Origin of the sequence: Pectobacterium versatile, assembly GCF_003932035.1 — a bacterium.
GTDB lineage: Bacteria > Pseudomonadota > Gammaproteobacteria > Enterobacterales > Enterobacteriaceae > Pectobacterium > Pectobacterium versatile.
On record NZ_CP034276.1, the window covers coordinates 4,972,080 to 4,997,114 of the forward strand.

Sequence of the window (25,035 nt, forward strand, 5' to 3'; positions counted from 1 at the left end):
CTTACTCCTTTTTCCCAGCGGCTCGGCCGTCATCATCAGGCAAGCTCCAGAAATCAAAAAAATTAAACCAGTCGAGCGGGGATTTCAGCGCATAGTGCGCCAGCCGTTCGGCATAGCGATCGACGACCTGCTGTAAGGCCTGCTGTCGGGTTGGACGCGGTAACACAATGCTATCGGCAAAGGGCTCGCAGTAGACGCGCAGCTTTTTCTGCTCGCGAATGACAAACATCAGCAATACGGGGCAACGCAGTGCCGCAGCCAGAACAAAAGGCCCTTGAGGAAAAGGCGCATTTTTTCCCAAAAATGGGCTCCACACCACGCGTCGCACACCGCCGCGCTGACGATTGACCGCCGTGCGATCGCCGACAATCGCCACCCATTCACCGGCATCCAGCTTTTCTTGCAGCATGATTGCGGTATCCGGCCCGATGTCGCTGACAGGGATAAGGTTCACACCGGCCTGCGGGGCAATCTCTTCCAGCACCTGCTTGAAACGCTGAGAGTTTTCAGTAAACACCAGCGCGTTAATCACCAGCCCGCTCACCTGCTGCGCCAGCGCCCGGCACACCTCGATATCGCCAAGGTGTGAGGCCAGAATCAGTTGTCCTTTTTGTCTGTTGTGCTCAATGGTTTCCCGCGCGCCGGGGGCAAAATCAATATCGCGGCCCCAGTGTAGATCGCCGCGCCAGCTGGCGATTTTATCCAGCATTGACTGACCAAAACGGAGGAAATGGTGATAGCTGTTGAGCGGTTTAGGCAGCGGGATCTCGTGCTGACGCGCATACCCTCCGATTCGCCGCAACCATGACTGAGACGCCTGACGCGCGGTACGGCCCGTCAGCCAGTAAAACGCAATAACAGGCCAGAGAAACAGCGTAAACACCCCGCGTCCTAACCGTTGATATACCGCCAGCATGAACCGCATACCGAGCAGGCCTTTGCGCTCCGACACGCCAGCCCAGTGTTGCTGACGCTGCCACATTAGCAGCACGGGAATGCGCGGAAGCATGCCGAAAAACAGGCGGGTATGCATCCAGGAAATCCGCAGGTTATCGTGCAGCGCATCGAAATGAGACAGGCCGTTTTCTGGATACGTCACCGCCGTTTCAATAAAGCGGCTAGGCGTTCCCGCCCAATACAGACGCACCATAATTTCCGTATCGAAATCCATACGGTGACCGAGAGACTTTCGGGAGAGAAGAGATACCGTGGCCGCAACTGGGTAGACACGGAAACCGCACATACTGTCCTTGATGGAGAAGGATAGCGTTTCAATCCAAACCCAGACGTGGGTGACATAGCGCCCGTAAAGGCGTGATTTCGGCACAGAGGCATCGTAACGCGGTCGCCCGGAAATCAGGCAATGCGGGTGCGTTTTCGCCTCATCCAGCAGAAGCGGCGCATCTTCAATCTGATGCTGCCCGTCGGCATCAACCTGTAAGGCATGACTAAACCCGGCCTGCGCCGCGTCGTCGATGCCACGAATCACCGCCGCACCTTTCCCGCTGTTATGTGCCAAACGAATCAACGTCACGCCGTCATTTTCTGCGGCCAGTTGGGTGAGAATCTGTTGCGTTGCCGCATCGCTTCCGTCATCAACAATGAAAACGGGCAGCGCTAGCGGTGCCAAGCGCGCCAGCACCGACGCCATCATGGCGCCGTGGTTATAACAAGGGATCACCACGCAGGGCGAGAATGCGCCATTTACTGACATGGGCGATCTTCCATCATCGGTGTGAGCTTTATTTTCCCGCTGCTGGCCGTGCGCTCAGTCTCACCCTCCAGAATGGTGTAGCTAAAGGTCAGTTGCTGTTTTCCGGCGTGCCATGTCAGCACCAGACGCAACGTTCTACCGGGCAAAATCGGCTGCTGGAATTTAATGTTCTCAATGGACAAGAACGTCCATCCTTGCGCCAGCACCGTCGTTGCGTAATGCATGACCCAATCCAGCTGTGCCACACCGGGCAGTAGCGGCTGACCCGTAAAGTGCCCCTTGAACCAGAACAGTTCAGGGTCAGCCTGTAGCATCAATTCAACATGAGACGTTTCATCCGTCTTTTTTACATCGTGCCGGACAAGCTCAACGGGCAACATGAAACAATTCCTGTATCTGCGGCCAGGCACGTTTACTCTGGCTATTGTGGGGGATAACGTCGACAACGCGCCAGAAACGCGGCATCGCTAACGGCTCCAGCCATTTTTGCAATTCATGCCGCCATTGGCGTTTCAAATTCGGTAAGTCATCGGCCTTATCGGGGGTATTCAACACCAGCACCACGCCAATGCCGCTACGCTCCGGGCGCGTCACCTGAAGCGCAACCGCATCAGCAATATCGGGCAAATCGAGTAAACGCCGTTCTATCTCGCTTAGCGAGATGCGCTTATCTTCGATCTTCACTACGCGGTCGTGTCGGCCGCACAGCTGAAAATGGCCCGCGTCATCGAACGCCAATCGATCGTCCAGCTTGTGCCCCAGAGCGTGTGGGATCAGCGCCGACTGCGCACACCAGTTATCTTGTTCATCACGCCTCAGCGACACGCCGGGGAAGAGCTGCCACGGCACGGTATCCGTCTCACGCGAGCGCCATGCTAAAACGCCCGTTTCGGTACTGCCGTATATCTCATTGATGGGCTGCATAAACCACTCGGCTGCCGCTTCGGCATGTAGCCAGGGCAAGGTTCCCCCAGCAGAGACAATCAACGAACACTCGGGGGCAGAAAGCGCGCGATCAAGGCGGCGTAAGAATGCCGGGCTGCTGATAAACACGTAACGCCGCTGGCGATGCTGGGAAGTAAGCTGTTCGGTATAGAGCAGTTGGCGGCTATCAAAGCGCAGCCCCAGCGCCATAGGCAGCCAGATGCGAAACGTCAGCCCATATAAATGCTGGTGGGTGACGGAAGCGATCACATCACAGCCTTGCAAATGCGCGCCCCAGCGATCCGCCAACCAACGCGACTCTTCATCCAGACAGCGTACCGGTTTAACAATCTGACGCGGCTTCCCGGTGGAGCCTGACGTGAACAACACCACACAGGCATCATCCGGTATGGGGGGCAACACGGCATCAGCGACGCTCTCCGTCTCCGCTGTCAGGGCAAACACAGGGCAATCCAAATGCAGGGATACATCCGTCAACACCCCGTCAAACTCATCCGCCTGTTCTTCTAATACAGATTGGCGGCAGTGGCCGGGAATGACTGGCGTTTTTCCCGCATGCAGAGCAGCCAGAAGCCCGATAGTGAAGCGGTAGCTGTCTTCAAAACACAGCGCCCAACGCGTTTCATGCCGCAGGCTTAGCTGCTGGCAGAGCGCAACCACCTGCGCTTTCAACGACCCCAGCGTGAACGTACTGGCACCATTACTGGCAACAATGCGCTGAGGGGAATCATTCCCCGTCAGCCAGTCATTGATGGTGCGGACAGTGAACCCGTTCATACGCGCTTCCTCAGACGCTGGCGTATCAACCACTCTCCCCCCATCAACAACCCCATAAGCACATAGCTGATCACGCCATTCCATAACGTCCACCAATAAAGATTGCCGACAAGGCAGGTCAGCACGGCGATACTGCCGTTAAAAATAAAAAACCAACACCAGACTTTCGTCACGCGACGCGTATAGGAAATAGCCTGAGCAGGAAGCTCTGGTTCCTGAAGGCGGGCAAGGCGCTCTACAAGCGGCATACCGCTATAAAGTGAGCCACCAAAAAGCATCAACATGACGCTGTTTACCGCCACGGGATACCACAACAACCAACCGCCATCACGCAGTAATAAACTGGCAACGGAAAGCACAACCCCGGCCGCAGCCAGCCACAGAGCCGTTCCTTTGAATACATTGTTTTCAAATAAATTTTTTTCATCACGCAACGTAGCGAAACGCAGAACACACATCAGCGCCAGTACCGCGAGTAACCAGCGATGTTCAGGGTGCGTGATGCTAAACCAGGCCAGGAAAGGCCAGGCGAGCGTCATTAAAATGTTCAGACTACGTATCAGCACACGCATCACTTGGCGGGCTCATTAACCTTCACGGAGCAGGTTTTCTACCGCATCGACCACATCCTGTACCGTGCGCACAGATTTAAAAATTTCCGGCGATATTTTGCGCCCGATGCGTTTTTGCAGGTGAACCACCATATCCACCGCATCGATGCTATCTAACTCAAGATCTTCATAGAGGCGGGATTCAGGTTTGATATCATCAGCATCCAGTTCAAACAGCTTGACCAGTAAGCCTGTAATTTCCTGATAAATTTCGTTTTTATCCATCATCAACTCATTTTATTTTACTATCAGGCACTCACAGCGCGCTGAGTGTTGATAAAAGCTGCAAGGGTTGCAACGGAAAAGAAGTGCTGGCGTACCTCTTCACTTTCCGCAGAAAGCACAACGCCATAACGGTTTTTTACCGCTAATCCCAGCTCAAGTGCATCGATAGAATCCAGACCAAGGCCTTCGCCAAAAAGCGGGGCGTCCGTTTCTATTTCATCAACGCTGATATCTTCAAGATTAAGAGAATCGATAATCATCTCTTTGATTTCAACAAACATACTTTCCATATGTATTTCCAAATGGTGATCAGCTTTCTGGTGTTAAAGATTGCTGCAAAAGGCGATTCAAACGGCGAGCCGCCAAGGATCGCGCCTCTTCAGGCGCCATAAAAGTGTCGTTGTTGATGCGTTCGCGCACGCTCACCGTGAAACAGGGTTTTTCAGGCGGAATGTGATACCAACGACTTTGTTTTCCCAATGTTTTTTGACTACAGCGAATATGCACAACCCGTAAATCACAGCCGCAACGCACCGCAATATTTGCGGCACCGCGTTGCAGAACAAGGGGTTCGCCATAACGCGTACGTGTGCCTTCAGGAAAAATAATGATCGCATCACCGTTATCAAGCCGTCGCTGACAATCCGGCAATAGCGCATCAGACTGGCTGTTAAGCAGGTAATCCGCCGCACGAATGACGCCGCGGAAAAACAGGTTTTTCTGTAAATCAGCTTTAACCAGACAGTCGGCATCTGGCATGACGGATGCCAGCAAAACATAGTCAATTAACGTCGGGTGATTGGCGACAACCAGACACCCGCGATCGCGCTGTAAGGTTTCAATGCCGTCAATGCGGTAATCCAGCACCCCTAATTTGCGGGCACTACATAAAAAAAATCGGAAGCTGGCGGAAATGCTGCGGCGAGCCAACTGGCGGCGGCGAGCGGTATTACGCTGAATCAGCAATACATTGAACCACACCAGAGAAAGCAGTAACCCGCCAACGCCAAACATGGCAAAACACACGCCGGTCATCATTAATCGCCACAAACGATTCAGACGAGTCGAGGGGCGAAGCACCAGTGATGACTCAGACATCCCCTCTCTCCCACGCCCAGTCAACGCGTTCGCCCGGTAAGGAAAAACGCGGTCTTCTGGCAAGAAAAGCCTGCAAGAACAACAGACTTTGTGGTGAACCTTCGCCGTGAGATTCCACCTGAGGTTGCGATTCACACACCATGTCATCGCCATCCCCTAGCAATAGAGCGACGGCGTAAGGATAACGAGGCATGTCTGCCGAAACATGTGGGTGGTAGAAATCAGGGATCGCGCCATCAAAATCAACCAGTAGAATATTGCGGTATCCCGCAACCTGTAAGGCCTTCGCTTCGATAAGGCCTTGCTGGAAAGCGTCCATTCCTGCGGCAATCGACGTAGAAACCAGCGGAGCTTTCGCCGTAATCGTCAGGCTTCCCACTGCCGCGTTGTGTACTGACATCGCAAAATCAGTAGGAGAAATATTCTCATTTTCTGACAGCGCCTTCAGGATACTCAGGTTGCGTTCCAGCTCGCCGTGGCGCGAGGTGAAGACAATGGCATCCACCGACTGGCGACGCAGTAACGCTAACCCACTATCGACCGCCAAACGGCTCCCTTGATTGAGGCGACGAGCCATCATCATGGGTAAATGTCGACATTTATCCAAAGGTTGCTCAGCATTGATAGCAGCAGACACCCGCGACCAATTCAGCCAATCGTCCGCGCTGCTGAGGCCCGGCGCGCTGGCCTGCCAATCAATGATTGAAAATGCTAATCTCATACTGCCTTCTTCCAGTCCGACCTATTCCGGCTATATCGCTATCGCTGCAATTTCCCGTTTATACCCGTCATACTTAAAGCTGCTTGTGCGTTGGCTGCCCTTACTCACCCCAGTCACTTACCTGAGTAAGCTCCTGGGGACTCGCTCGGTTGCCGCGTTACAAGGCCATAAATGAGCCTTGTCCTAAAGGACCAACGCAGAGCGTTGTTCAAAACGCTCACGTTTTGTCACGCAACTCGAATTATTTAGGGTATGCATCCACTATTTTATTATCGCTTTTTACAGATCAGCAGCGTGTGACCAATGCCAATATTATCGATTTGATTTTCAACGATAAATCCGGCCTGCTCTAATAAAGGTAAAAATCGTCTGGCCGCATAGAAACGGCTGGTTCCATTAGCAAGACAGGTAAAGTAGAGCGAAGAAGCATTCAGGCTAAAAGCGCCAGCTTCCCACCGCTGACGATCCCAGAAAATTTCTAAAATACAGACTCTGGCATCCGGTTTCATCACGCTGGCGATTTTACGCAGGATAGCCACGATTTGTTCTTCGCTGAAACAGTCGAGGAATTGGCTCATCCACCATATATCCGCTTCACCCGGTAACGGGCAATCGGAGAGCATATCAACAGCACAACCCTGAATACGATCAGATTTCCCTGCTTCTGTAATATTTTCTGTCGCCAGCGCAATTTGCTCCGGCAAATCCAAAATCGTAATTTTCACATCACGATTGTAGTCATAGCAGCGCATGGCCCATTTACCGGTATTCCCGCCAACATCGTAGAGATGTTTTGGCTTTAGCGGGAAGACATGCGGCAAGGCAGCATCAAATGCGGCATCGGAATAGAAATGATCGAATGCAAACCAACTCTCTTTTGCCTGCGGTGGCAGTTGGCTTAACGCTGGATAGATTGTTGGCCATTCACCAAAGACTTTTAATCCAGAAGGTTCATTTTTTGCCAACGCCTCATCAAGGTAAAACATCCCCTGATAACAAACATCCTGAGTAAAATCCATGTTGACGCGCGTCATGCGGTCATGAAGCAGATAATGACCAATTTTAGCCAGCGCGTAGTTTTCCTCTTTCTGGATAATAATGCGGCCACTCAGCCCGACATCCAACAGTAGTTCAACGGCATAACGATTTAATGAGGTAATGGCAACAATCTCATCGAGATTTGCTCCCTGATGACCGCGCTTATCCAGAAAATCTAAAATACCGTGGTTACGCAGATTGATAGCGGCCTGAAACAACATTGGAGCAAACGCAATTCGTTGCGCTTCTGTAATAGCATCCAACGCGCTGACATTATCTTTGTCATATCCGTAATACACTGACTTTTCCCTTGAGGTCGGACAAAAACGATCAGAAAAGAACAACAAAAAATAGAGTCGGATAGCAAAAAGATATCCGACTATTAAAATTATTTAATCTGTTGACTGGCAAGTGTTAATTGAATTTCATGATCCAGCGTTTTTATCCAATTATTATAATTTCGGTGAATCTTCCCACCGCCAGCCAACAAATTCTCACTTCCAACATAGCTGATGGAATAACTGGTTTGTGAATAGGTAATGCGAACATTTGCTACATGGCTGCGCTGAACTAGACGACCATCAATCGCCCCCACATAAGCCTGAGTCATCGCCCACTTACGTTTTTGTCCTGCTTCAATAATGGCATTCTTTACTTGTTCAGTTGTGTGATGCCCAGTGATGGACTGTGTCACATTCGCTACCGGAACCGTACGCTCAGCACAACCAGTCAATATAAGAACAGAGACTAAAGCGGCGAAAATAATCTGTTTTTTCATAAAATCCCTATCAAACAAAAACATCACTGCCAAAAAAGAATTCGTTTCTGATGCAAGATGTAAAACTAATGCATCATTAAAACTATTTTACACAAAATAGAGATAACCTGACAAAAGAAACATGGTTCCCTGCCTCAGGTTTTATCAAACAGATATCGGTAGTGTGAAGCAGAGCAATAAGCACAACTAAAGAATGGATATAAAAAATCCGCCTTATGTTTATCGACATAAGACGGACGATCGTGGCTAACAAAATACCGGAAAGTTATTCTACCGTAACGGATTTCGCCAGGTTGCGTGGCTGATCGACATCGGTGCCTTTAATCAGCGCGACGTGATAAGACAGCAGCTGCAACGGCACCGTATAGAAGATTGGCGCAATCACTTCTTCGATATGCGGCAATGGAATAATCTTCATATTTTCGCTGCTGGTGAAACCGGCATCTTCGTCAGCGAAGACATACAGCTCACCGCCGCGCGCCCGAACTTCTTCGATGTTGGATTTCAATTTCTCCAACAGTTCGTTGTTCGGTGCCACGACGACAACCGGCATATCTGCATCAATCAGCGCCAGTGGGCCGTGTTTCAGCTCACCTGCCGCATAGGCTTCCGCGTGGATGTAAGAAATCTCTTTCAGCTTCAGCGCCCCTTCCATCGCGATCGGGTACTGATCGCCACGGCCGAGGAACAACGCATGGTGCTTGTCAGAGAAACCTTCCGCCAGAGATTCGATGAGCTTGTCCTGAGACAGCATTTGCTCAATACGCGCTGGCAGCGCCTGCAAACCGTGAACGATCTCATGCTCAATTTTCGCATCCATACCGCGCAGGCGGCCAACACGCGCCACCAGCATCAGCAGAACGGTAAGCTGGGTAGTAAAGGCTTTGGTCGAGGCCACGCCAATCTCTACGCCCGCTTTGGTCATCAGCGCCAGATCGGATTCACGCACCAGCGAGGAACCCGCAACGTTACAAATGGCCAGCGAACCCAGGTAGCCCAGCTCTTTGGACAAACGCAGTGCCGCCAGCGTATCTGCGGTTTCACCGGACTGGGACAGGGTAATCATCAGGCTGTTCTTACGCACGGCAGGTTTGCGATAGCGGAATTCGGAAGCAATTTCCACGTCGCACGGAACCCCCGCCAGCGCTTCAAACCAGTAACGGGAAACCATACCGGAGTTGTAGGACGTACCGCAGGCAATGATCTGAACGTGCTCAACCTTCGCCAGCAGCTCATCCGCTTTCGGGCCTAACTCAGAAAGATTGATCTCGCCGTGGCTGAAACGCCCTTCAAGGGTGTTCTTGATCGCCATTGGCTGTTCGTAGATCTCTTTCTGCATGTAGTGACGATACGCGCCTTTGTCACCGGCATCGTAATTCACTTTTGATTCAATTTCTTCGCGTACAGCAAGCTGGCCGGATTTATCAAACACGCGTACGTCACGACGGGTGATTTCCGCAATGTCGCCTTCTTCCAGGAACATAAAGCGGCGAGTCACAGGCAGTAATGCCAGCTGATCGGAAGCAATGAAGTTTTCACCCACACCACGACCAATCACCAGCGGGCTACCAGAACGTGCAGCAACCAGTACGCTTGGGTCGCGGTTATCCAACACCACCATGCCATACGCACCGCGCAGTTGTGGGATCACACGCTTAACGATTTCAACCAGCGTTCCGCCGTTCTGCTGCTGTTCGAAATGAACCAGATGAGCAACCACTTCGGTATCGGTTTCAGAAACAAAACGATAGCCGCGACCGATCAGCAGTTCGCGCAGCGGTTCATGGTTTTCGATAATGCCGTTATGGACGATAGTGATATGTTCAGAAACATGCGGGTGTGCGTTCTCTTCAGAAGGTTCACCGTGCGTTGCCCAGCGAGTATGGGCAATACCCGTACCGCCGTGCAGTTCATGCTCTTCGGCTGCCTGAGACAGCACCTGCACTTTCCCCAGACGACGCAAACGAGCGACATGTCCTTCGCTGTCAACAACCGCCAGGCCCGCAGAGTCATAGCCGCGGTACTCAAGACGGCGTAAACCTTCCAACAAAATTTCAGCAACATCACGTTGCGCAACAGCGCCTACAATTCCACACATCGATGGTATTCCTATAAAAGTGACATATTGTGTCACCAGGGATGTCTTAGACCTGATTGTTCCGGTTTTTCCGGGTTCCCCGAGCCTTGTAGAGAGTTGGGGATTATTATGTTTTGTTCTGTGCTCGGGGACCGACCCACACAGGGGATAGGCCAAAGCACAGGGCAAAACCGCCTCCGCCGCGTGCGGAGGCATTAAATATTATTTCTTTTTCACCGGACGTTGCCAGCCGGAAATATGCCGTTGCTTCACGCGACCGACCACCAGCTCATTCTCTGCCACATCATGCGTAACCGTCGTTCCTGCACCGATCGTCGCACCGCTGGCTATGCTAACGGGCGCTACCAGCTGACTATCCGAACCAACAAATACATCGTCACCAATAACCGTTTTATGTTTATTCGCGCCGTCATAATTACAGGTGATCGTTCCTGCGCCAATATTAACACCGGAACCGATATCCGCATCACCCAAATAGCTAAGGTGACCCGCTTTTGATCCTTTACCCAGCCGCGCTTTTTTCAGTTCGACAAAGTTGCCAACATGCGCCCCCTCAGCTAATTCCGAGCCAGGACGCAAGCGGGCAAACGGGCCAACGGTACACTGTGCTTCCAGAACGGCATCTTCCAATACAGAATAAGGGCTGATCTCTGTGTCATCGCCAAGGATGCAATTTTTGATTACGCAGCCAGCACCGATTTTCACCCGGTTGCCCAGCTTAACATTGCCTTCCACGATCACATTGATATCAATCACCACATCGCGACCATGAGTCAGTTCGCCACGCAGATCAAATCGTGCTGGATCGAGCAGCATGACCCCGGCCAGCAGCAGTTTATCCGCCTGTTCACGCTGATAAACCCGCTCCAGCGCCGACAGTTGCAGACGATTATTAACACCTTCAACTTCGCTCAGCCGCTCTGGATGGACCGCTTCAACACGCTGACCTTCTTCCGCTGCCATCGCAATAATATCGGTGATGTAAAACTCACCCTGTGCGTTGTTGTTATTCAACTGACTTAACCAACGCTTCAGATCCTTGCCGTTCGCAATCAGAATGCCGGTATTGATCTCGTTAATTTGGCGCTGTTCTTCGCTGGCATCTTTGTGCTCGACGATCCCAACCACGGCGCCCTTTTCACGCACAATTCGCCCATAGCCCGTCGGATCGTCCAGCTTCACCGTCAACAGGCCGATACCGCCCTGCGGCTTAGCCTCACGTAAACGTCCCAGCGTTTGCGATGAAATCAGCGGCACATCGCCATACAACATCAAGATATCTTCATCATCAGCAAAATGAGGCGCGGCTTGCTGCATCGCATGCCCGGTTCCCAGCTGTTCCGCCTGCAATATCCAGTTCAACGCCGGATCGGCCAATTCACGTTTTAGCAAATCACCGCCGTGGCCGTATACCAGATGAACGTGCTGTGCGCCTGTCGTCATTGCAGCATCAATAACGTGCTGAACCATTGGCTTACCCGCCAATTGATGCAACACCTTGGGAAGGTCGGAATACATACGGGTTCCTTTACCCGCGGCAAGGATCACCACACTCATCGCACTATTTGACATAAGTATCCTGACAGTACGGAACCACAGCTCCGCAAAAATAAAATGGCTAGCCTGTTACGGCATGAATAACCAGAGTTTACCGAAACTCATGCATAACGCGGATACTTTTTGGTGAGTTTTTTCTGAAAATCTCGCTCAAAACGACGAATGTTCGTGAGGAGAAGAAACGGACACTATGCTATCTACATCAACAGAAATGACACAGGGTTTCATAAAAAACAGACTTTGTTTTTAAGTATTTCCATTTGTGACACACACAAAAGAAACAGCGTTTCATTTATAGCAATATACGCGGGCAAATAATTCAATAACGAAGGAGATACAATGAAACGTTGTTCTTCACAAAAATGTGATTCATTACGGAAACACCGTTCTTCACGCCTCGCAGCCGTCGCGTTGACGAATGCATTACTCTTTAGCTTTAGTACACACGCCGCGACAGAATCAACCCCTGTCTGGCACGGCATCGCCTTTGGCCAATCAACAGATGTAAACTTTTCATCGAATGTCCTGCCGGAAAAAATTGGTGTTAACGACGTCACCATTAACGGCAAGAAATTATCACCGGGGGATAATGCTGATTTATCCGCACCTATCACAATCGAAAGTCGTGGCGGAAAGATTGCCAACACCCATGACGGACTGACGTTCTTCTATACGCAGCTGCCTGCAAATGTGAACTTCACGCTTCAGTCTGATATTACCGTGGAACAGTTTGGGCCAGAAAACGGCGCCAAGCCTGCGGCTCAGGAAGGCGCGGGAATTCTGGTGCGCGATATTATCGGCGTGCCGCGTCAGGAACCGCTGAAAGAAGGGTATGAGGAATTCCCTGCGGCATCCAACATGGTGATGAACGCCATCATGACGCAGGATAAAAAGTCTCATACCGAAATCAAACTACAGGCGATTTTGCGTAATGGCGTCACGCAACCGTGGGGCAACGCGGGCGCGAAAATTACCAAAACCAGCTATCAGGAAAATGTAAATCTGGAGCAAACGCCGACGTTCCGTCTGAAACTGGAACGCACCAACGACGGCTTTATTACCTCTTATGCGCCGAAAGGCACGGACAACTGGGTATCAAAAGAAGTCAAAGGCGCGGACGTCGTCACCAAGCTAGATAAAGACCACTACTACGTCGGTTTCTTTGCCTCCCGTAACGCCAAAATCACCGTCAGCAATGCACAGTTGACCACGACGCCAGCGCAAACCAAAGCCTCACCGGAGTTTAAAGCCAAGGATTATGATCCTTTGCTTCAGGTGATGTCATCACCTAAAACCACCAGCGAACACTATGTGGTTCAGGCCAGAGCCAATTACGATGGCACGATCGCGGTGTCACAAGATGGTAAATCTCTGGGTGATACGAAGAAGGTAAAAGCGGGAGAAACCTTATCTCTGCCAGCGAAAATTGCAGGTAGCGGCGCTGAGTTCAAGATTGCCTACCAGCCCGCAGAAGGGGATGATAAAGCGGTAAAAGAGAGCACGTTCAAGGTTGAAAGAGTGGCTTATGCAGACGCCAAAAATCTGTATGTTTCACCACAAGGTTCAGCCAGCAACGACGGCAGTAAAAATGCACCGATCGATTTAGCCAGCGCCGTCGCCGCTCTTCCTGCTGGTGGCACTATCTGGCTCAACGATGGCGATTACAGCGCGGCTGAAATCCCTGTCAGCGCCAGCGGCCAGCAAAAAACCGTCAAGAACCTGTTTGCTGTCGGCAATAAAGCCGTCATTCATGGCCTGCAGCTGAAAGCGAGCCATTGGCATGTTAAAGGGATTGAAATTACAGAGAAACCATTCCGTATCGAAGGGAGCTATAACACCATCGAACGCGTTCTGGCGCACCACGCTGACGATACGGGTATTCAGGTGACCTCGACGGCAGATGTAGGCAGACCACTGTGGGCCAGCCATAACCTGATTCTGAATTCAGAATCTCACAGCAACCAGGATCCAGGAAAAATTAACGCCGACGGTTTCGCGGTGAAAATGCGTGTGGGTGAAGGCAACGTGATCCGCGGTGCGTTCTCGCACAACAACATCGATGACGGCTTCGACCTGTTTAACAAAATTGAAGACGGCGCCAACGGCGTTGTGGTGATCGAGAATTCAATTGCCATGAACAACAGCAGCAACGGCTTCAAAATGGGTGGTGAAGGCCAACCAGTGGCGCATCAGGTTAAACACAGCATTGCTGTGGGCAACAAACTCGATGGTTTCACTGACAACTTCAACCCTGGTGCACTGATCGTTGAAGACAACATCGCGTTAGATAACGAACGCTTTAACTTTATCTTCCGCCCAAGCCCTTACTCTGGCCCGGAAAAACAAGGCGTCTTCAAGAACAACATTTCGCTGAAAACCAAAGCGGGTAAATATGATGATGCGGTTGTCGGCAATATCAATAACACCAACTATTTCATCAAAGAAGACCGTTCGGTTAACGCGCAAGGCAAGGAAATCACAGTAAATAACTTCGTATCCGTTACCGTTCCGGAGACGTTTACGCGTGATGCCAAAGGCAATCTGGTACTTGGCGATTTTCTGAAGAAAAAATAAGCCAGCGCAGAGAGCATCACAGATTTTGCCGTTATCCGGCGTAAAAAATTATGCTGAGGAGATAGCAGGCTTAGGATGAGCCGCATGGACGCGGCGAAAGCTTGCGCCACGTCAAGAACGTGTCGCAAGCGGTCCGTTAAGCCTGATACCGACGAAGGTACCGCGTAGCGGCATAATTTAGCCGGAAGCCTGGGTTCGCAGGGCGGCGGCGATTGAGCGTCCCTGCGTCGGGCGCGTGCTACAGAGCCGCATGAAAATGACGGCATTATCGCGCACGAAACCGTCTCTTAGTCTGCATAAAAATGTCACTAAGAGGCAAATCTGTGAAGGCAGGGAAGGGGCATAACCTTAAATACAAAAAGGCCAGTCAGTGTGAACTGACTGGCCTTCAATTATTGCAAGCTTAGTTACATCGCTTTTCTGGTCAGCTCGATAACACGCAGCTTCGCAATCGCTTTAGTCAGCTCTGCGGAAGCCTGGGCATAATCCACATCGCCATGCGAATTGCGGATATGATCTTCGGCTTTGCGCTTCGCTTCCAGCGCACGTGCTTCATCCAGATCCTGCCCACGGATAGCGGTATCAGACAGTACGGTGACCATATTCGGCTGCACCTCAAGGACGCCGCCAGAAAGATAGATATACTCTTCCTCACCGTGCTGCTTAACGATACGAATCATACCCGGCTTAATGGCAGTAAGCAGAGGGGCATGTCCCGGATAAATACCCAGTTCGCCTTCGCTCCCCGTTACCTGGATCTTCTGCACCAGACCGGAGAACATTTGCTGTTCTGCACTCACGACATCCAGATGGTAAGTCATAGCCATGTCACCCTCCTACAAGGCGTTACAGTTTCTTGGCTTTTTCCACGACTTCTTCAATGGAACCAACCATGTAGAACGCCTGCTCTGGCAGGTGGTCGTATTCGCCTTCCATAATCCCTTTAAAGCCACGGATAGTGTCTTTCAGGGAAACGTATTTGCCCGGAGAACCGGTAAATACTTCAGCTACGAAGAACGGCTGAGACAGGAAGCGCTGAATCTTACGCGCACGGGATACCACCAGCTTGTCTTCTTCAGACAGCTCGTCCATACCCAGAATCGCGATGATGTCTTTCAGTTCCTGATAACGTTGCAGAATAGACTGCACGCCACGGGCAACATCATAGTGTTCCTGACCAACAACCAGCGGATCCAACTGACGGCTGGTGGAATCCAGCGGGTCAACTGCCGGGTAGATACCCAGAGAAGCGATCTGACGGCTCAGTACCACGGTTGCATCCAAGTGAGCAAAGGTGGTGGCTGGTGACGGGTCAGTCAAGTCATCCGCAGGAACGTAAACGGCCTGAACGGAGGTGATAGAACCGGTTTTGGTTGAGGTGATACGTTCTTGCAGAACGCCCATCTCTTCCGCCAGCGTCGGCTGATAACCTACCGCAGAAGGCATACGACCCAGCAGTGCAGATACTTCCGTACCGGCCAGGGTATAACGGTAGATGTTATCGACGAACAGCAGGACGTCACGGCCTTCATCACGGAATTTTTCCGCCATGGTCAGACCGGTCAATGCTACGCGCAGACGGTTACCCGGCGGCTCGTTCATCTGGCCATACACCAGTGATACTTTATCGATTACGTTGGAGTCGGTCATTTCGTGGTAGAAGTCGTTACCTTCACGAGTACGCTCACCAACACCTGCAAACACGGAGTAACCGGAGTGCTCGATCGCGATGTTACGGATCAGCTCCATCATGTTTACGGTTTTACCTACGCCCGCACCACCGAACAGACCCACTTTACCGCCCTTGGCAAACGGACACATCAGGTCGATAACCTTGATGCCGGTTTCCAGCAGTTCCTGTGAGTTTGACAGCTCTTCATAGCTCGGAGCTGAACGGTGGATAGCCCAACGCTCTTCTTCGCCGATGTCGCCTTTCATGTCGATTGGATCGCCCAATACGTTCATGATACGACCCAGCGTTGCTTTACCTACCGGCACTTCGATCGGGTGGTCCAGGTTATTCACGTTCAACCCGCGACGCAGGCCGTCAGAAGAACCCATTGCGATACAACGAACAATGCCGCCGCCCAACTGCTGCTGCACTTCCAGCACCAGTTTTTCAGCGCCGTTCTCTACCTCAAGCGCATCGTACACTTTTGGTACGGCATCTTGCGGGAACTCGACGTCCACCACGGCGCCGATTACCTGGATAATCTTTCCAGTAGCCATCTTGAATCCTCTACGTAATTCGACAATACGTAATTCGTAAACCTGCTTTAAACCGCGGAGGCTCCCCCGACGATTTCGGTGAGTTCCTGGGTAATACTGGCCTGACGAGCTTTGTTGTATACCAACTGCAGCTCTTTGATCAGGCTACCGCCGTTATCGGTCGCGGCTTTCATCGCAACCATTCGCGCGGCCTGCTCACTAGCCAGATTTTCTACGACGCCCTGATAAACCTGAGATTCTACATAACGGCGCAGCAGGGTATCCAGCAGCGACTTAGGATCGGGTTCATACAGGTAATCCCAGGCTTTCTTCTTCAACTCACCGTCATCCGAAGGCGGTAACGGTAACACTTGAACAACAAGCGGTTCCTGAGACATGGTATTAATAAACTTGTTGCTGACGATATACAGCTTGTCCAGACGACCTTCGTCATAGGCTTGCAGCATAACTTTAACCGGGCCGATCAATTCTGATACGGAAGGGTTGTCCCCCATACCGGTAACCTGAGCAACAATGTTTCCGCCTACCGAACCGAAGAAAGAAACCGCTTTGGAACCAATTAGCGCTAAGTCAGTTTCAACGCCTTTGTCGCTCCAGGATTTCATATCAGCCAGCAGTTTCTTGAACAGGTTAATGTTCAAACCACCGCACAGGCCACGGTCAGTAGACACCACCAAATACCCAACGCGCTTAACATCGCGTTCTTCCAGGTACGGGTGTTTATATTCCAGATTTCCTAACGCAAGGTGACCAATCACATTGCGTATGGTTTCCGCATAAGGACGGCTGGCCGCCATACGATCCTGCGATTTACGCATTTTGGAAGCGGCGACCATTTCCATTGCTTTGGTGATCTTCTGCGTATTTTGGACGCTTGCGATCTTACTACGTATCTCTTTTGCGCCGGCCATCTTTGCTTCTCCTCAAAGCCTTGCGGCCTGCTTTACAGCAGGCCACCGGGCGTTACCAGGACTGGGTTGCCTTAAAAGTATCGAGGATGCCTTTAAACTTGCCCTCGATCTCATCGTTATAAGCGCCAGTCTGGTCGATTTGTTGCAGAAGTTCGCCATGCTCACGGTCAGCATAAGCCAACAGTGCCGCTTCAAAGCTACCGACTTTCGACAGCTCAACATCTTCCAGATAACCACGTTCCGCCGCAAACAGAACCAGAGACTGCTGTGCGACAGACATCGGCGCATACTGTTTCTGCTTCAACAGCTCGGTCACTTTCTGACCGTGGCTCAACTGTTTACGGGTTGCATCATCAAGATCGGAAGCGAACTGAGAGAATGCTGCCAGTTCACGGTACTGTGCCAGCGCGGTACGAATACCACCGGACAGTTTTTTCATGATCTTGGTCTGTGCTGCACCACCCACACGGGATACGGAGATCCCTGGGTTAACCGCAGGACGAATACCGGCGTTAAACAGGTTAGATTCCAGGAAGATCTGACCATCGGTAATAGAAATTACGTTGGTCGGAACGAACGCAGAAACGTCACCCGCTTGCGTTTCGATGATCGGCAGAGCGGTCAACGAACCGGTTTTCCCTTTCACTTCACCCTTGGTGAATGCTTCAACGTAATCGGCGTTAACACGCGATGCACGCTCCAGCAAACGGGAGTGGAGATAGAAAACGTCACCAGGATAAGCTTCACGACCTGGCGGACGACGGAGCAGCAGAGAAATCTGACGATAAGCAACGGCCTGTTTAGACAGGTCATCATAAATAATCAGTGCATCTTCACCACGGTCGCGGAAGTACTCGCCCATCGCACAACCGGCATACGGTGCCAGATATTGCAGAGCAGCAGATTCAGACGCGGTAGCAACAACAACAATGGTGTTTTCCAGTGCGCCATGCTCTTCCAGTTTACGTACCACGTTAGAAATCGTGGAGGCTTTCTGGCCGATAGCGACGTACACACATTTGATGCCGGAATCACGCTGGTTGATGATGGCGTCGATGGCCAGCGCGGTTTTACCCGTCTGACGGTCACCGATAATCAGCTCACGCTGACCACGACCGATTGGAATCATGGCGTCAACGGACTTATAGCCCGTTTGTACCGGCTCATCAACGGACTGACGTTCGATAACGCCAGGCGCAATCGCTTCAACCGCAGAGAAACCGTCGTGATCCAGTGCGCCTTTACCGTCAATCGGTGCGCCCAGCGTGTTGACCACACGACCCAACAGGCCGCGACCAACTGGAACTTCAAGAATACGGCCGGTGCATTTTACTTTCATGCCTTCAGCCAGATCCGCATACGGACCCATAACTACCGCACCAACGGAGTCGCGCTCCAGGTTCAGTGCGATCGCATAACGGTTACCCGGCAGAGAGATCATCTCTCCCTGCATCACGTCTGCCAGACCGTGGACACGGATGATTCCGTCGCTGACGGAAACAATAGTACCTTCATTGTGAGCTTCGCTCACCACATTGAACTGAGCAATGCGCTGCTTGATCAGTTCGCTGATTTCGGTGGAATTCAGTTGCATGCTCCAGTCCCCTTAAGACTGCAAGACGTCTGCCAGACGTTCCAGACGACCGCGAATGCTGCCATCTATCACCATATCGCCCGCGCGAATAACCACGCCGGCCATGACAGACTTATCAATTTTGCAATTCAGCTTCACTTTGCGTGACAGACGTTTTTCCATAGCGGCAGCGATCTTCGATAGCTGCTGCTCATTCAACGTATTGGCAGAAATGACATCGACGTCAACCGTCGATTCTAGCGCTGCCCGCAGTTGAATAAATTGTTCCAGTACTTCAGTAAGCACCGGTAAACGTCCGTTCTCGGCCATCACCCTAATCAGGTTCTGACCGGCTTCATCAAGTTGATCACCACAAACGGCAATGAACGTTTTCGCCAGTTCAATCGGTGCGACTGCACCAGAAAGCAATTCGGCAATTTGCTCATTGCGCGCTACTTCGGCCGAAAACGCCAGCATGTTCTGCCAGCGATCCAAGGCCTGATTCTCAACCGCAAAGTCAAAAGCTGCTTTGGCGTAGGGGCGAGCTACCGTGACAAATTCAGACATCAGCCCCTCCCTCCTTACAGTTCAGCGACCAGTTTATCAACGATGTCGCTGTTAGCAGCTTCATCCACGGAACGTTCAATAATTTTCTCGGCACCGGCAATCGCCAATACGGCAACTTGCTTACGCAGCTCTTCACGAGCACGTTTACGTTCGGCTTCGATTTCAGCCTGCGCCTGCGCCACAATCTTGTTACGTTCAGCTTCCGCTTCAGCTTTCGCCTCATCCAGGATCTGAGCACGGCGTTTGTTCGCCTGCTCGATGATAACCTGAGCATCCGCTTTGGCTTTCTTCAGTTGATCTGTCGCATTGGCCTGAGCCAAGTTCAAATCTTTTTTGGCACGTTCAGCAGAAGCCAGACCGTCAGCAATTTCTTTCTGACGTTTCTCGATGGCTGCCATCATCGGCGGCCATACATACTTCATGCAGAACCAGACAAACAGGACGAACGCAATGGCCTGGCCGAGGATTGTTGCATTAATATTCACAGCACAATGCCTCTTTCAAAGTTAAATAAGTTGATGTTTTAACCTCAGCAGAAAACATTCTGCTTAGGCCACCGCAAACATCACATACAGCCCCAGACCAACAGCGATCATCGGGATGGCGTCAACCAGACCCATGACGATAAAGAACTGTGTACGCAGTAAAGGAATCAGGTCAGGCTGACGAGCAGCACCTTCCAAGAATTTACCACCCAGAATGCCGATACCGATCGCAGCACCGATTGCCGCCAAACCCATCATTAACGCGGCAGCCATGTACAGCAGATCCACACTCAGGTTTTCCATGACAGTCTCCAGTTTGTTTCAGTTAAAAACGTTATTTGTTGAAAGAAAATCAATGCTCTTCAGATGCCATCGAGAGATAAACAACCGTCAGAACCATGAAAATAAAAGCCTGAAGCGTAATAATCAAAATGTGGAAAATAGCCCAAGGCACATTTAACAGCCATTGTGACCACCACGGCAACAGACCGGCAATCAGGATGAAGATCAACTCACCCGCATACATATTGCCAAACAGTCGCAAGCCTAAGGAAATAGGTTTGGACAGCAGGCTGACACCTTCAAGAATCAGGTTGATAGGAATAAATACTGGATGGTTGAACGGCTGCATGGTCAGTTCTTTAACAAAACCACCGAGACCCTTCATTTTGATGCTGTAGAACAGAACCAGAACAAACACCCCAAGCGCCATCGACAGCGTGATGTTCACGTCAGCCGTCGGCACAGCACGCAGATAAGCATGCGCCGGATCGTATCCCAGCAGGCTATAGATACCCGCCCAGGCTTGTGGCAACAGATCGATAGGCAGCAGGTCCATCATATTCATCAGGAAAACCCAGACGAAAATGGTCAGTGCCAGAGGAGCAATCAGTTTGCTTTTGCCATGGAACATATCGCGTACGGTGCCATCAACGAAACCGATAACCAGTTCGACGGCCGTTTGCAGCTTACCTGGCACACCGCTGGTCGCACGTTTCGCTACGCGGTGAAAAATAACCAGAAAGAGGACCCCAAGAGCGATGGAGAAAAACATCGAATCGACGTTGATCGACCAAAAACCCGTCCCGACCTGCAAATGCTGCAAGTGGTGACCGATATACTCTTGCGGAGTAGAGATTTCTCCAGCAGCCATGATGTCTCTTACCCTTTTGTTGTTAATTACGGTAACGATTAATTACGGCCGGTGCCACGATCTGCATAACCAGCACCGATAAATAAGTCAGGCCAAGCGGAAAGAATGCCGCTTTAAACACGCCTAACGCCACCACTAACAGTGCAATGGTGATAAATACCTTAAGCGCCTCGCCAATCGCGAATGACCAAGCCACACGCCCATCAGCAGGCTTGTGTGACTGGTGACGCAAGGCAAACAGCACAAACAACACATTCGGTAACCAGGCTGCTAATCCTCCGCCTAATGCAGAAGCAGCAGCGTTGACGCTATTGAGGCTGAAAGCAGCACTCAACAAAGCAAAAGTCACTAACTGTAACAACAGCAGCCTTAAGGCTACTTTTCCGCTGTAAAGGGATACAGGCATGACGTTTGCTCTCTCCGTACCTTTTCAGAGGTATACCGAATGACGTATAAAACTGCCTTTACACCACTGAGTCAAGCAGCAAAAAACGAGCAAATTATACGGGTCATACCTGCGAATTCAATCGATAAGTAGCGAAAAGGTGAACAATTATTTAAATTTCTTTCTGAAGCCCCGTTTTTACTAACAATCCTCACGACTCATGTCTGGTGTCATTAATTTCTAAAGGCCTCTAATCTGTGATATGACTCACATAAAAGGGCTTACGAATATTTACAACAGGATGTGTATTTTTTTGCCCTTAGCAATAAAACGTATTTATTCCATTTAATTTCAATGAGTTAATAAAAACAGCGTTCAAAAAGAGCAATAAACAACGTTCCAACCACCTCTTGACATTATTGATATCGTTTTTTTACTTAATTAACACAAAAATAACTAAATTTTGATGCCGATGATTTATTTTCACTCGTTATTATTCAGTGCGAAAGCAAAAGGACAACGCTGAAAAAAAGAAGATGTAAAATTTCAGTGATCGCGATGCGTTCTGGAACCATGCCACCGATAGACGAGGTGGCATCCTGACACGCAATATTTAGTTATAATTTTTTTGATAAAAAACAAAATTAGTTTGGTTTAAGCACGATCAAATGGCGCTCACCTTCCAGATCGGGAACGGATAAGCGAACAACCTGATCCAATAGGACACCTTGTGGCAAGGATGACAATTCATCCTCTGGAAGTACGCCTTTTAGAGCATAAAACCGCCCTGCTGGTCTGGCTGGAAGATGACTACACCAGCTAATCATGTCCTGCAAAGAGGCAAATGCCCGGCTGATCACCCCATCAAAAGGCGGTTCTGCTGGAAACGCCTCAACGCGACTCTGCACTGGCGTGATATTTTCAAGCTGTAGTTCATGCTGTACCTGACGCAGGAAGCGCACACGCTTACCCAGACTATCCAACAAGGTAAAATGCGACTCAGGGCGAACAATCGCCAATGGAATTCCCGGTAACCCAGGCCCGGTACCCACATCGATAAAACGCTGCCCGTGTAAGTGTGGCTCAACCACGATACTGTCCATGATATGGCGGACAAGCATTTGCTGCGGATCGCGTACCGACGTCAGGTTATAAGCTTTGTTCCACTTATTCAGCATGTCAACATACTGTATCAGAAGATTTTTTTGCTTATCTGAAATCACCATACCAGCCGCGTTTAGCAGATTATCGAGTGTGTTGCGCACAATAAGATCCCGATGAAAAATATGAGGTTAATAATAAAAATAGCCGGAGAACCGGCTATTTAGGGGATAAGTTTACCGTAAATCAGGCGCTGCGGCGCAGCAGACCCTGTTTTTTAAGCCAGATCAGCAGAATGGAGATCGCCGCTGGCGTAATGCCAGAAATTCGTGAAGCCTGACCGATCGACGAAGGTTTATGATCGTTCAGCTTGGCAATCACCTCATTGGACAATCCACTCACCTGTTTGTAATCCAGATCGGCAGGCAGCAGTGCATTTTCATTACGCTGCTGTTTCTCGATTTCATCCTGCTGACGAGCAATATACCCTTCGTATTTGACCTGAATTTCAACCTGTTCTGCAGCCTGCTCGTCGGTTAATCCTGGGGCAAACAACGGTAGCGCAGTAAGCTGAACGTAATCCACTTCTGGGCGACGAAGCAGCTCTTCACCATTCGCTTCACGGGACAGCGGCGTCTTCAGCAGTGAGTTGATCTGGTCTAGCTGCTCAGATTGCGGATGAACGTGAATGTCGCGCAAGCGCTGACGCTCTTTTTCAATACTCTCGAGCTTCTCGTTGAAACGTGCCCAGCGGTGATCGTCGACCATTCCCAGCTCACGACCCATTTCAGTCAAACGCAGATCGGCATTATCTTCACGCAGCATCAGACGATATTCAGCGCGTGAGGTAAACATACGGTAGGGCTCTTTCGTCCCCAGCGTACAGAGATCGTCAACCAACACGCCGAGATAAGCTTGATCGCGACGCGGTGACCAGCCTTCCTTATCAGCAGCCAGTCGAGCGGCATTCAGCCCTGCCAGCATGCCTTGTGCTGCGGCTTCTTCATAACCTGTTGTTCCGTTGATCTGTCCGGCGAAGAACAGGCCATGAACAAATTTGTTTTCCAGCGTAGGTTTCAGATCGCGAGGATCGAAGAAATCGTATTCAATCGCATAGCCAGGACGAACGATGCGTGCATTTTCCATCCCTGCCATTGAGCGAACAATCTGCCACTGGACGTCAAACGGTAAACTGGTTGAGATCCCGTTAGGGTAAATTTCGTTGCTAGTCAGTCCTTCAGGTTCAAGAAAGATCTGATGCGTATTTCGATCGGCAAAGCGCATGACTTTGTCTTCGATCGATGGGCAATAGCGTGGCCCGATCCCTTCGATGATCCCGGCATACATCGGGCTGCGATCCAGATTATTACGGATCACATCATGAGTCTTCTCATTGGTATGCGTGATGTAGCACGGCATTTGTGCCGGATGCTGGCTCGCATTCCCCAGGAATGAGAAAACCGGCATCGGGTTGTCACCGTGCTGTTGTGCCAACACGCTAAAATCAATTGTTCTGGCGTCAATACGCGGCGGAGTGCCGGTTTTCAGGCGGTTGACGCGCAGAGGCAGTTCACGCAGGCGGCGCGCGAGCGGAATGGAAGGCGGATCGCCTGCACGCCCACCGCTGTAGTTATCCAACCCGATATGAATTTTGCCATCAAGGAAGGTGCCTACCGTCAACACCACGGCTTTTGCACGGAATTTGAGTCCCATCTGGGTAACCGCACCGACAACGCGATCGTTTTCCACGATCAGATCGTCAACAGCTTGCTGGAAGATCGTCAGATTTGGCTGATTCTCCAGTGCGGTGCGAACAGCCTGACGATAGAGCACGCGATCCGCTTGTGCGCGCGTTGCTCTGACGGCCGGGCCTTTACTGCTGTTTAGTATCCTAAACTGTATACCTGCCTGATCGACGGCTCGCGCCATCAAGCCTCCCATGGCATCGATCTCTTTAACCAGATGACCTTTCCCAATACCGCCGATCGCTGGGTTGCAAGACATTTGTCCCAGCGTGTCGATATTGTGTGTGAGCAAAAGCGTCTGTTGGCCCATTCGGGCAGAAGCCATTGCTGCTTCTGTTCCGGCATGACCGCCACCGATCACGATGACGTCAAATGGATCTGGATAAAACATGGTACTGCTCCTCGCATTATCGCGAATGATGAGTGGCGAACGATCGTTATTTGCCCTGGGGAGGGGATTCTACTCAACTTTGAGCCAACGACCAAGTCCGTTGGATCCTCGTTAATTAAAGAAAGATCTTTTTATTTAAAGATCTCTTTATTAGATCTATTATTAGGATCGTCATGTTGTGTGGATAAGTGATTATTCATATTAAAGATCAAGAGAATGGAGATGATCCTTACCTGTGAATGATCGGTGATCCTAGCCAGTATAAGCTGGGATCTTAATGCGGAGTTATGCACAGGACAAAAAACATACTCGGGTTGTTATTGGGATAACTACTGCTTTTACACCTGAAATAAGCATAG

Annotated in this window: 24 protein-coding genes; 1 reads left to right on the forward strand and 23 read right to left on the reverse strand. The window is 50.7% G+C overall.

What is annotated here, in order from left to right; genetic code table 11:
• Position 1 precedes the first annotated feature (1 nt).
• The 12 genes from EIP93_RS22500 to glmU form a co-directional block, all read right to left on the reverse strand.
• Entirely contained in the window at positions 2-1,714 is a 1,713-nt protein-coding gene (locus EIP93_RS22500) for a glycosyltransferase family 2 protein (RefSeq protein ID WP_103972043.1), read from the reverse strand.
• Positions 1,705-2,094, reverse strand: coding sequence for an ApeI family dehydratase (locus tag EIP93_RS22505; protein ID WP_039493942.1), 390 nt, complete (start codon positions 2,092-2,094; stop codon positions 1,705-1,707). The genes EIP93_RS22500 and EIP93_RS22505 overlap by 10 nt, the downstream gene beginning before the upstream one ends.
• Positions 2,081-3,436 carry an AMP-binding protein gene (locus tag EIP93_RS22510; RefSeq protein WP_103972042.1) on the reverse strand — a complete coding sequence of 452 codons (1,356 nt, stop codon included), beginning with the start codon at positions 3,434-3,436 and terminating at the stop codon, positions 2,081-2,083. The genes EIP93_RS22505 and EIP93_RS22510 overlap by 14 nt, the downstream gene beginning before the upstream one ends.
• Positions 3,433-4,008: a COG4648 family protein gene (locus EIP93_RS22515; RefSeq protein ID WP_039493946.1), complete on the reverse strand. Its 576-nt coding sequence runs from the start codon at positions 4,006-4,008 to the stop codon at positions 3,433-3,435. The genes EIP93_RS22510 and EIP93_RS22515 overlap by 4 nt, the downstream gene beginning before the upstream one ends.
• 15 nt (positions 4,009-4,023) lie before the next feature.
• Positions 4,024-4,272, reverse strand: a complete 249-nt coding sequence (locus EIP93_RS22520) for an acyl carrier protein (protein WP_039493948.1) — start codon at positions 4,270-4,272, stop codon at positions 4,024-4,026.
• 23 nt (positions 4,273-4,295) lie between these two features.
• Positions 4,296-4,562, reverse strand: coding sequence for a phosphopantetheine-binding protein (locus tag EIP93_RS22525; protein ID WP_039493950.1), 267 nt, complete (start codon positions 4,560-4,562; stop codon positions 4,296-4,298).
• Positions 4,563-4,581: 19 nt separating this feature from the next.
• Positions 4,582-5,370 carry a lysophospholipid acyltransferase family protein gene (locus EIP93_RS22530; RefSeq protein ID WP_039493952.1) on the reverse strand — a complete coding sequence of 263 codons (789 nt, stop codon included), beginning with the start codon at positions 5,368-5,370 and terminating at the stop codon, positions 4,582-4,584.
• A complete protein-coding gene (locus tag EIP93_RS22535; protein WP_103943303.1) occupies positions 5,363-6,091 on the reverse strand; it encodes a beta-ketoacyl synthase chain length factor in 729 nt (242 codons plus the stop codon). The genes EIP93_RS22530 and EIP93_RS22535 overlap by 8 nt, the downstream gene beginning before the upstream one ends.
• 269 nt (positions 6,092-6,360) lie before the next feature.
• Positions 6,361-7,428: a methyltransferase gene (locus EIP93_RS22540; protein WP_039493956.1), complete on the reverse strand. Its 1,068-nt coding sequence runs from the start codon at positions 7,426-7,428 to the stop codon at positions 6,361-6,363.
• Between the two features lie 89 nt (positions 7,429-7,517).
• The gene (locus EIP93_RS22545) at positions 7,518-7,907 is read right to left on the reverse strand and encodes a hypothetical protein (RefSeq protein WP_039493992.1); all 390 of its coding nucleotides are present in this window, start codon (positions 7,905-7,907) and stop codon (positions 7,518-7,520) included.
• Between the two features lie 265 nt (positions 7,908-8,172).
• Positions 8,173-10,005 (reverse strand): glutamine--fructose-6-phosphate transaminase (isomerizing), encoded by a 1,833-nt coding sequence (gene glmS / locus EIP93_RS22550; RefSeq protein WP_103972041.1) that lies wholly within the window; start codon positions 10,003-10,005, stop codon positions 8,173-8,175.
• A 201-nt stretch (positions 10,006-10,206) separates the two neighbouring features.
• The gene (glmU, locus tag EIP93_RS22555; protein ID WP_103862421.1) at positions 10,207-11,577 is read right to left on the reverse strand and encodes a bifunctional UDP-N-acetylglucosamine diphosphorylase/glucosamine-1-phosphate N-acetyltransferase GlmU; all 1,371 of its coding nucleotides are present in this window, start codon (positions 11,575-11,577) and stop codon (positions 10,207-10,209) included.
• A 324-nt stretch (positions 11,578-11,901) separates the two neighbouring features.
• Between glmU and pelX the strand changes: the two genes are divergently transcribed.
• Entirely contained in the window at positions 11,902-14,136 is a 2,235-nt protein-coding gene (gene pelX, locus EIP93_RS22560; RefSeq protein ID WP_125233297.1) for a pectate disaccharide-lyase PelX, read from the forward strand.
• Positions 14,137-14,543: 407 nt separating this feature from the next.
• Here the strand turns inward: pelX and EIP93_RS22565 are convergent, their stop codons facing one another.
• The 11 genes from EIP93_RS22565 to mnmG form a co-directional block, all read right to left on the reverse strand.
• Positions 14,544-14,963: a F0F1 ATP synthase subunit epsilon gene (locus EIP93_RS22565; protein WP_005976558.1), complete on the reverse strand. Its 420-nt coding sequence runs from the start codon at positions 14,961-14,963 to the stop codon at positions 14,544-14,546.
• A gap of 19 nt (positions 14,964-14,982) precedes the next feature.
• The gene (gene atpD, locus EIP93_RS22570; RefSeq protein ID WP_039317443.1) at positions 14,983-16,365 is read right to left on the reverse strand and encodes a F0F1 ATP synthase subunit beta; all 1,383 of its coding nucleotides are present in this window, start codon (positions 16,363-16,365) and stop codon (positions 14,983-14,985) included.
• A gap of 47 nt (positions 16,366-16,412) precedes the next feature.
• Positions 16,413-17,276: a F0F1 ATP synthase subunit gamma gene (gene atpG / locus EIP93_RS22575; RefSeq protein WP_005976554.1), complete on the reverse strand. Its 864-nt coding sequence runs from the start codon at positions 17,274-17,276 to the stop codon at positions 16,413-16,415.
• Positions 17,277-17,328: 52 nt separating this feature from the next.
• On the reverse strand, positions 17,329-18,870 hold the full coding sequence (atpA, locus tag EIP93_RS22580) for a F0F1 ATP synthase subunit alpha (RefSeq protein WP_005976551.1): 1,542 nt from the start codon (positions 18,868-18,870) through the stop codon (positions 17,329-17,331).
• Between the two features lie 12 nt (positions 18,871-18,882).
• A complete protein-coding gene (gene atpH / locus EIP93_RS22585; RefSeq protein ID WP_010300085.1) occupies positions 18,883-19,416 on the reverse strand; it encodes a F0F1 ATP synthase subunit delta in 534 nt (177 codons plus the stop codon).
• Positions 19,417-19,430: 14 nt separating this feature from the next.
• Complete coding sequence (gene atpF, locus EIP93_RS22590) at positions 19,431-19,901, reverse strand: F0F1 ATP synthase subunit B (RefSeq protein ID WP_010681466.1); 471 nt, start codon at positions 19,899-19,901, stop codon at positions 19,431-19,433.
• Between the two features lie 63 nt (positions 19,902-19,964).
• Positions 19,965-20,204 (reverse strand): F0F1 ATP synthase subunit C, encoded by a 240-nt coding sequence (gene atpE / locus EIP93_RS22595; protein WP_005976545.1) that lies wholly within the window; start codon positions 20,202-20,204, stop codon positions 19,965-19,967.
• 49 nt (positions 20,205-20,253) lie between these two features.
• The gene (gene atpB, locus EIP93_RS22600) at positions 20,254-21,054 is read right to left on the reverse strand and encodes a F0F1 ATP synthase subunit A (protein ID WP_103862423.1); all 801 of its coding nucleotides are present in this window, start codon (positions 21,052-21,054) and stop codon (positions 20,254-20,256) included.
• 22 nt (positions 21,055-21,076) lie between these two features.
• Entirely contained in the window at positions 21,077-21,460 is a 384-nt protein-coding gene (gene atpI, locus EIP93_RS22605; RefSeq protein WP_039487785.1) for a F0F1 ATP synthase subunit I, read from the reverse strand.
• 623 nt (positions 21,461-22,083) lie between these two features.
• The gene (gene rsmG / locus EIP93_RS22610; RefSeq protein ID WP_103862424.1) at positions 22,084-22,704 is read right to left on the reverse strand and encodes a 16S rRNA (guanine(527)-N(7))-methyltransferase RsmG; all 621 of its coding nucleotides are present in this window, start codon (positions 22,702-22,704) and stop codon (positions 22,084-22,086) included.
• A gap of 82 nt (positions 22,705-22,786) precedes the next feature.
• Complete coding sequence (gene mnmG / locus EIP93_RS22615; protein ID WP_039275941.1) at positions 22,787-24,676, reverse strand: tRNA uridine-5-carboxymethylaminomethyl(34) synthesis enzyme MnmG; 1,890 nt, start codon at positions 24,674-24,676, stop codon at positions 22,787-22,789.
• Positions 24,677-25,035: the final 359 nt, after the last annotated feature.

What these genes read in the sequence shown, in the direction of transcription:
- mnmG (WP_039275941.1), bottom strand. Translation starts at nt 24,676, where the DNA reads ATGTTTTATCCAGATCCATTTGACGTCATCGTGATCGGTGGCGGTCAT.
- EIP93_RS22545 (WP_039493992.1), bottom strand. Translation starts at nt 7,907, where the DNA reads ATGAAAAAACAGATTATTTTCGCCGCTTTAGTCTCTGTTCTTATATTG.
- EIP93_RS22520 (WP_039493948.1), bottom strand. Translation starts at nt 4,272, where the DNA reads ATGGATAAAAACGAAATTTATCAGGAAATTACAGGCTTACTGGTCAAG.
- atpG (WP_005976554.1), bottom strand. Translation starts at nt 17,276, where the DNA reads ATGGCCGGCGCAAAAGAGATACGTAGTAAGATCGCAAGCGTCCAAAAT.
- glmU (WP_103862421.1), bottom strand. Translation starts at nt 11,577, where the DNA reads ATGTCAAATAGTGCGATGAGTGTGGTGATCCTTGCCGCGGGTAAAGGA.
- atpE (WP_005976545.1), bottom strand. Translation starts at nt 20,204, where the DNA reads ATGGAAAACCTGAGTGTGGATCTGCTGTACATGGCTGCCGCGTTAATG.
- EIP93_RS22510 (WP_103972042.1), bottom strand. Translation starts at nt 3,436, where the DNA reads ATGAACGGGTTCACTGTCCGCACCATCAATGACTGGCTGACGGGGAAT.
- atpH (WP_010300085.1), bottom strand. Translation starts at nt 19,416, where the DNA reads ATGTCTGAATTTGTCACGGTAGCTCGCCCCTACGCCAAAGCAGCTTTT.
- EIP93_RS22535 (WP_103943303.1), bottom strand. Translation starts at nt 6,091, where the DNA reads ATGAGATTAGCATTTTCAATCATTGATTGGCAGGCCAGCGCGCCGGGC.
- atpA (WP_005976551.1), bottom strand. Translation starts at nt 18,870, where the DNA reads ATGCAACTGAATTCCACCGAAATCAGCGAACTGATCAAGCAGCGCATT.
- EIP93_RS22530 (WP_039493952.1), bottom strand. Translation starts at nt 5,370, where the DNA reads ATGTCTGAGTCATCACTGGTGCTTCGCCCCTCGACTCGTCTGAATCGT.
- EIP93_RS22525 (WP_039493950.1), bottom strand. Translation starts at nt 4,562, where the DNA reads ATGGAAAGTATGTTTGTTGAAATCAAAGAGATGATTATCGATTCTCTT.
- pelX (WP_125233297.1), top strand. Translation starts at nt 11,902, where the DNA reads ATGAAACGTTGTTCTTCACAAAAATGTGATTCATTACGGAAACACCGT.
- EIP93_RS22500 (WP_103972043.1), bottom strand. Translation starts at nt 1,714, where the DNA reads ATGTCAGTAAATGGCGCATTCTCGCCCTGCGTGGTGATCCCTTGTTAT.
- EIP93_RS22505 (WP_039493942.1), bottom strand. Translation starts at nt 2,094, where the DNA reads ATGTTGCCCGTTGAGCTTGTCCGGCACGATGTAAAAAAGACGGATGAA.
- atpD (WP_039317443.1), bottom strand. Translation starts at nt 16,365, where the DNA reads ATGGCTACTGGAAAGATTATCCAGGTAATCGGCGCCGTGGTGGACGTC.
- atpB (WP_103862423.1), bottom strand. Translation starts at nt 21,054, where the DNA reads ATGGCTGCTGGAGAAATCTCTACTCCGCAAGAGTATATCGGTCACCAC.
- EIP93_RS22515 (WP_039493946.1), bottom strand. Translation starts at nt 4,008, where the DNA reads ATGCGTGTGCTGATACGTAGTCTGAACATTTTAATGACGCTCGCCTGG.
- EIP93_RS22565 (WP_005976558.1), bottom strand. Translation starts at nt 14,963, where the DNA reads ATGGCTATGACTTACCATCTGGATGTCGTGAGTGCAGAACAGCAAATG.
- atpI (WP_039487785.1), bottom strand. Translation starts at nt 21,460, where the DNA reads ATGCCTGTATCCCTTTACAGCGGAAAAGTAGCCTTAAGGCTGCTGTTG.
- glmS (WP_103972041.1), bottom strand. Translation starts at nt 10,005, where the DNA reads ATGTGTGGAATTGTAGGCGCTGTTGCGCAACGTGATGTTGCTGAAATT.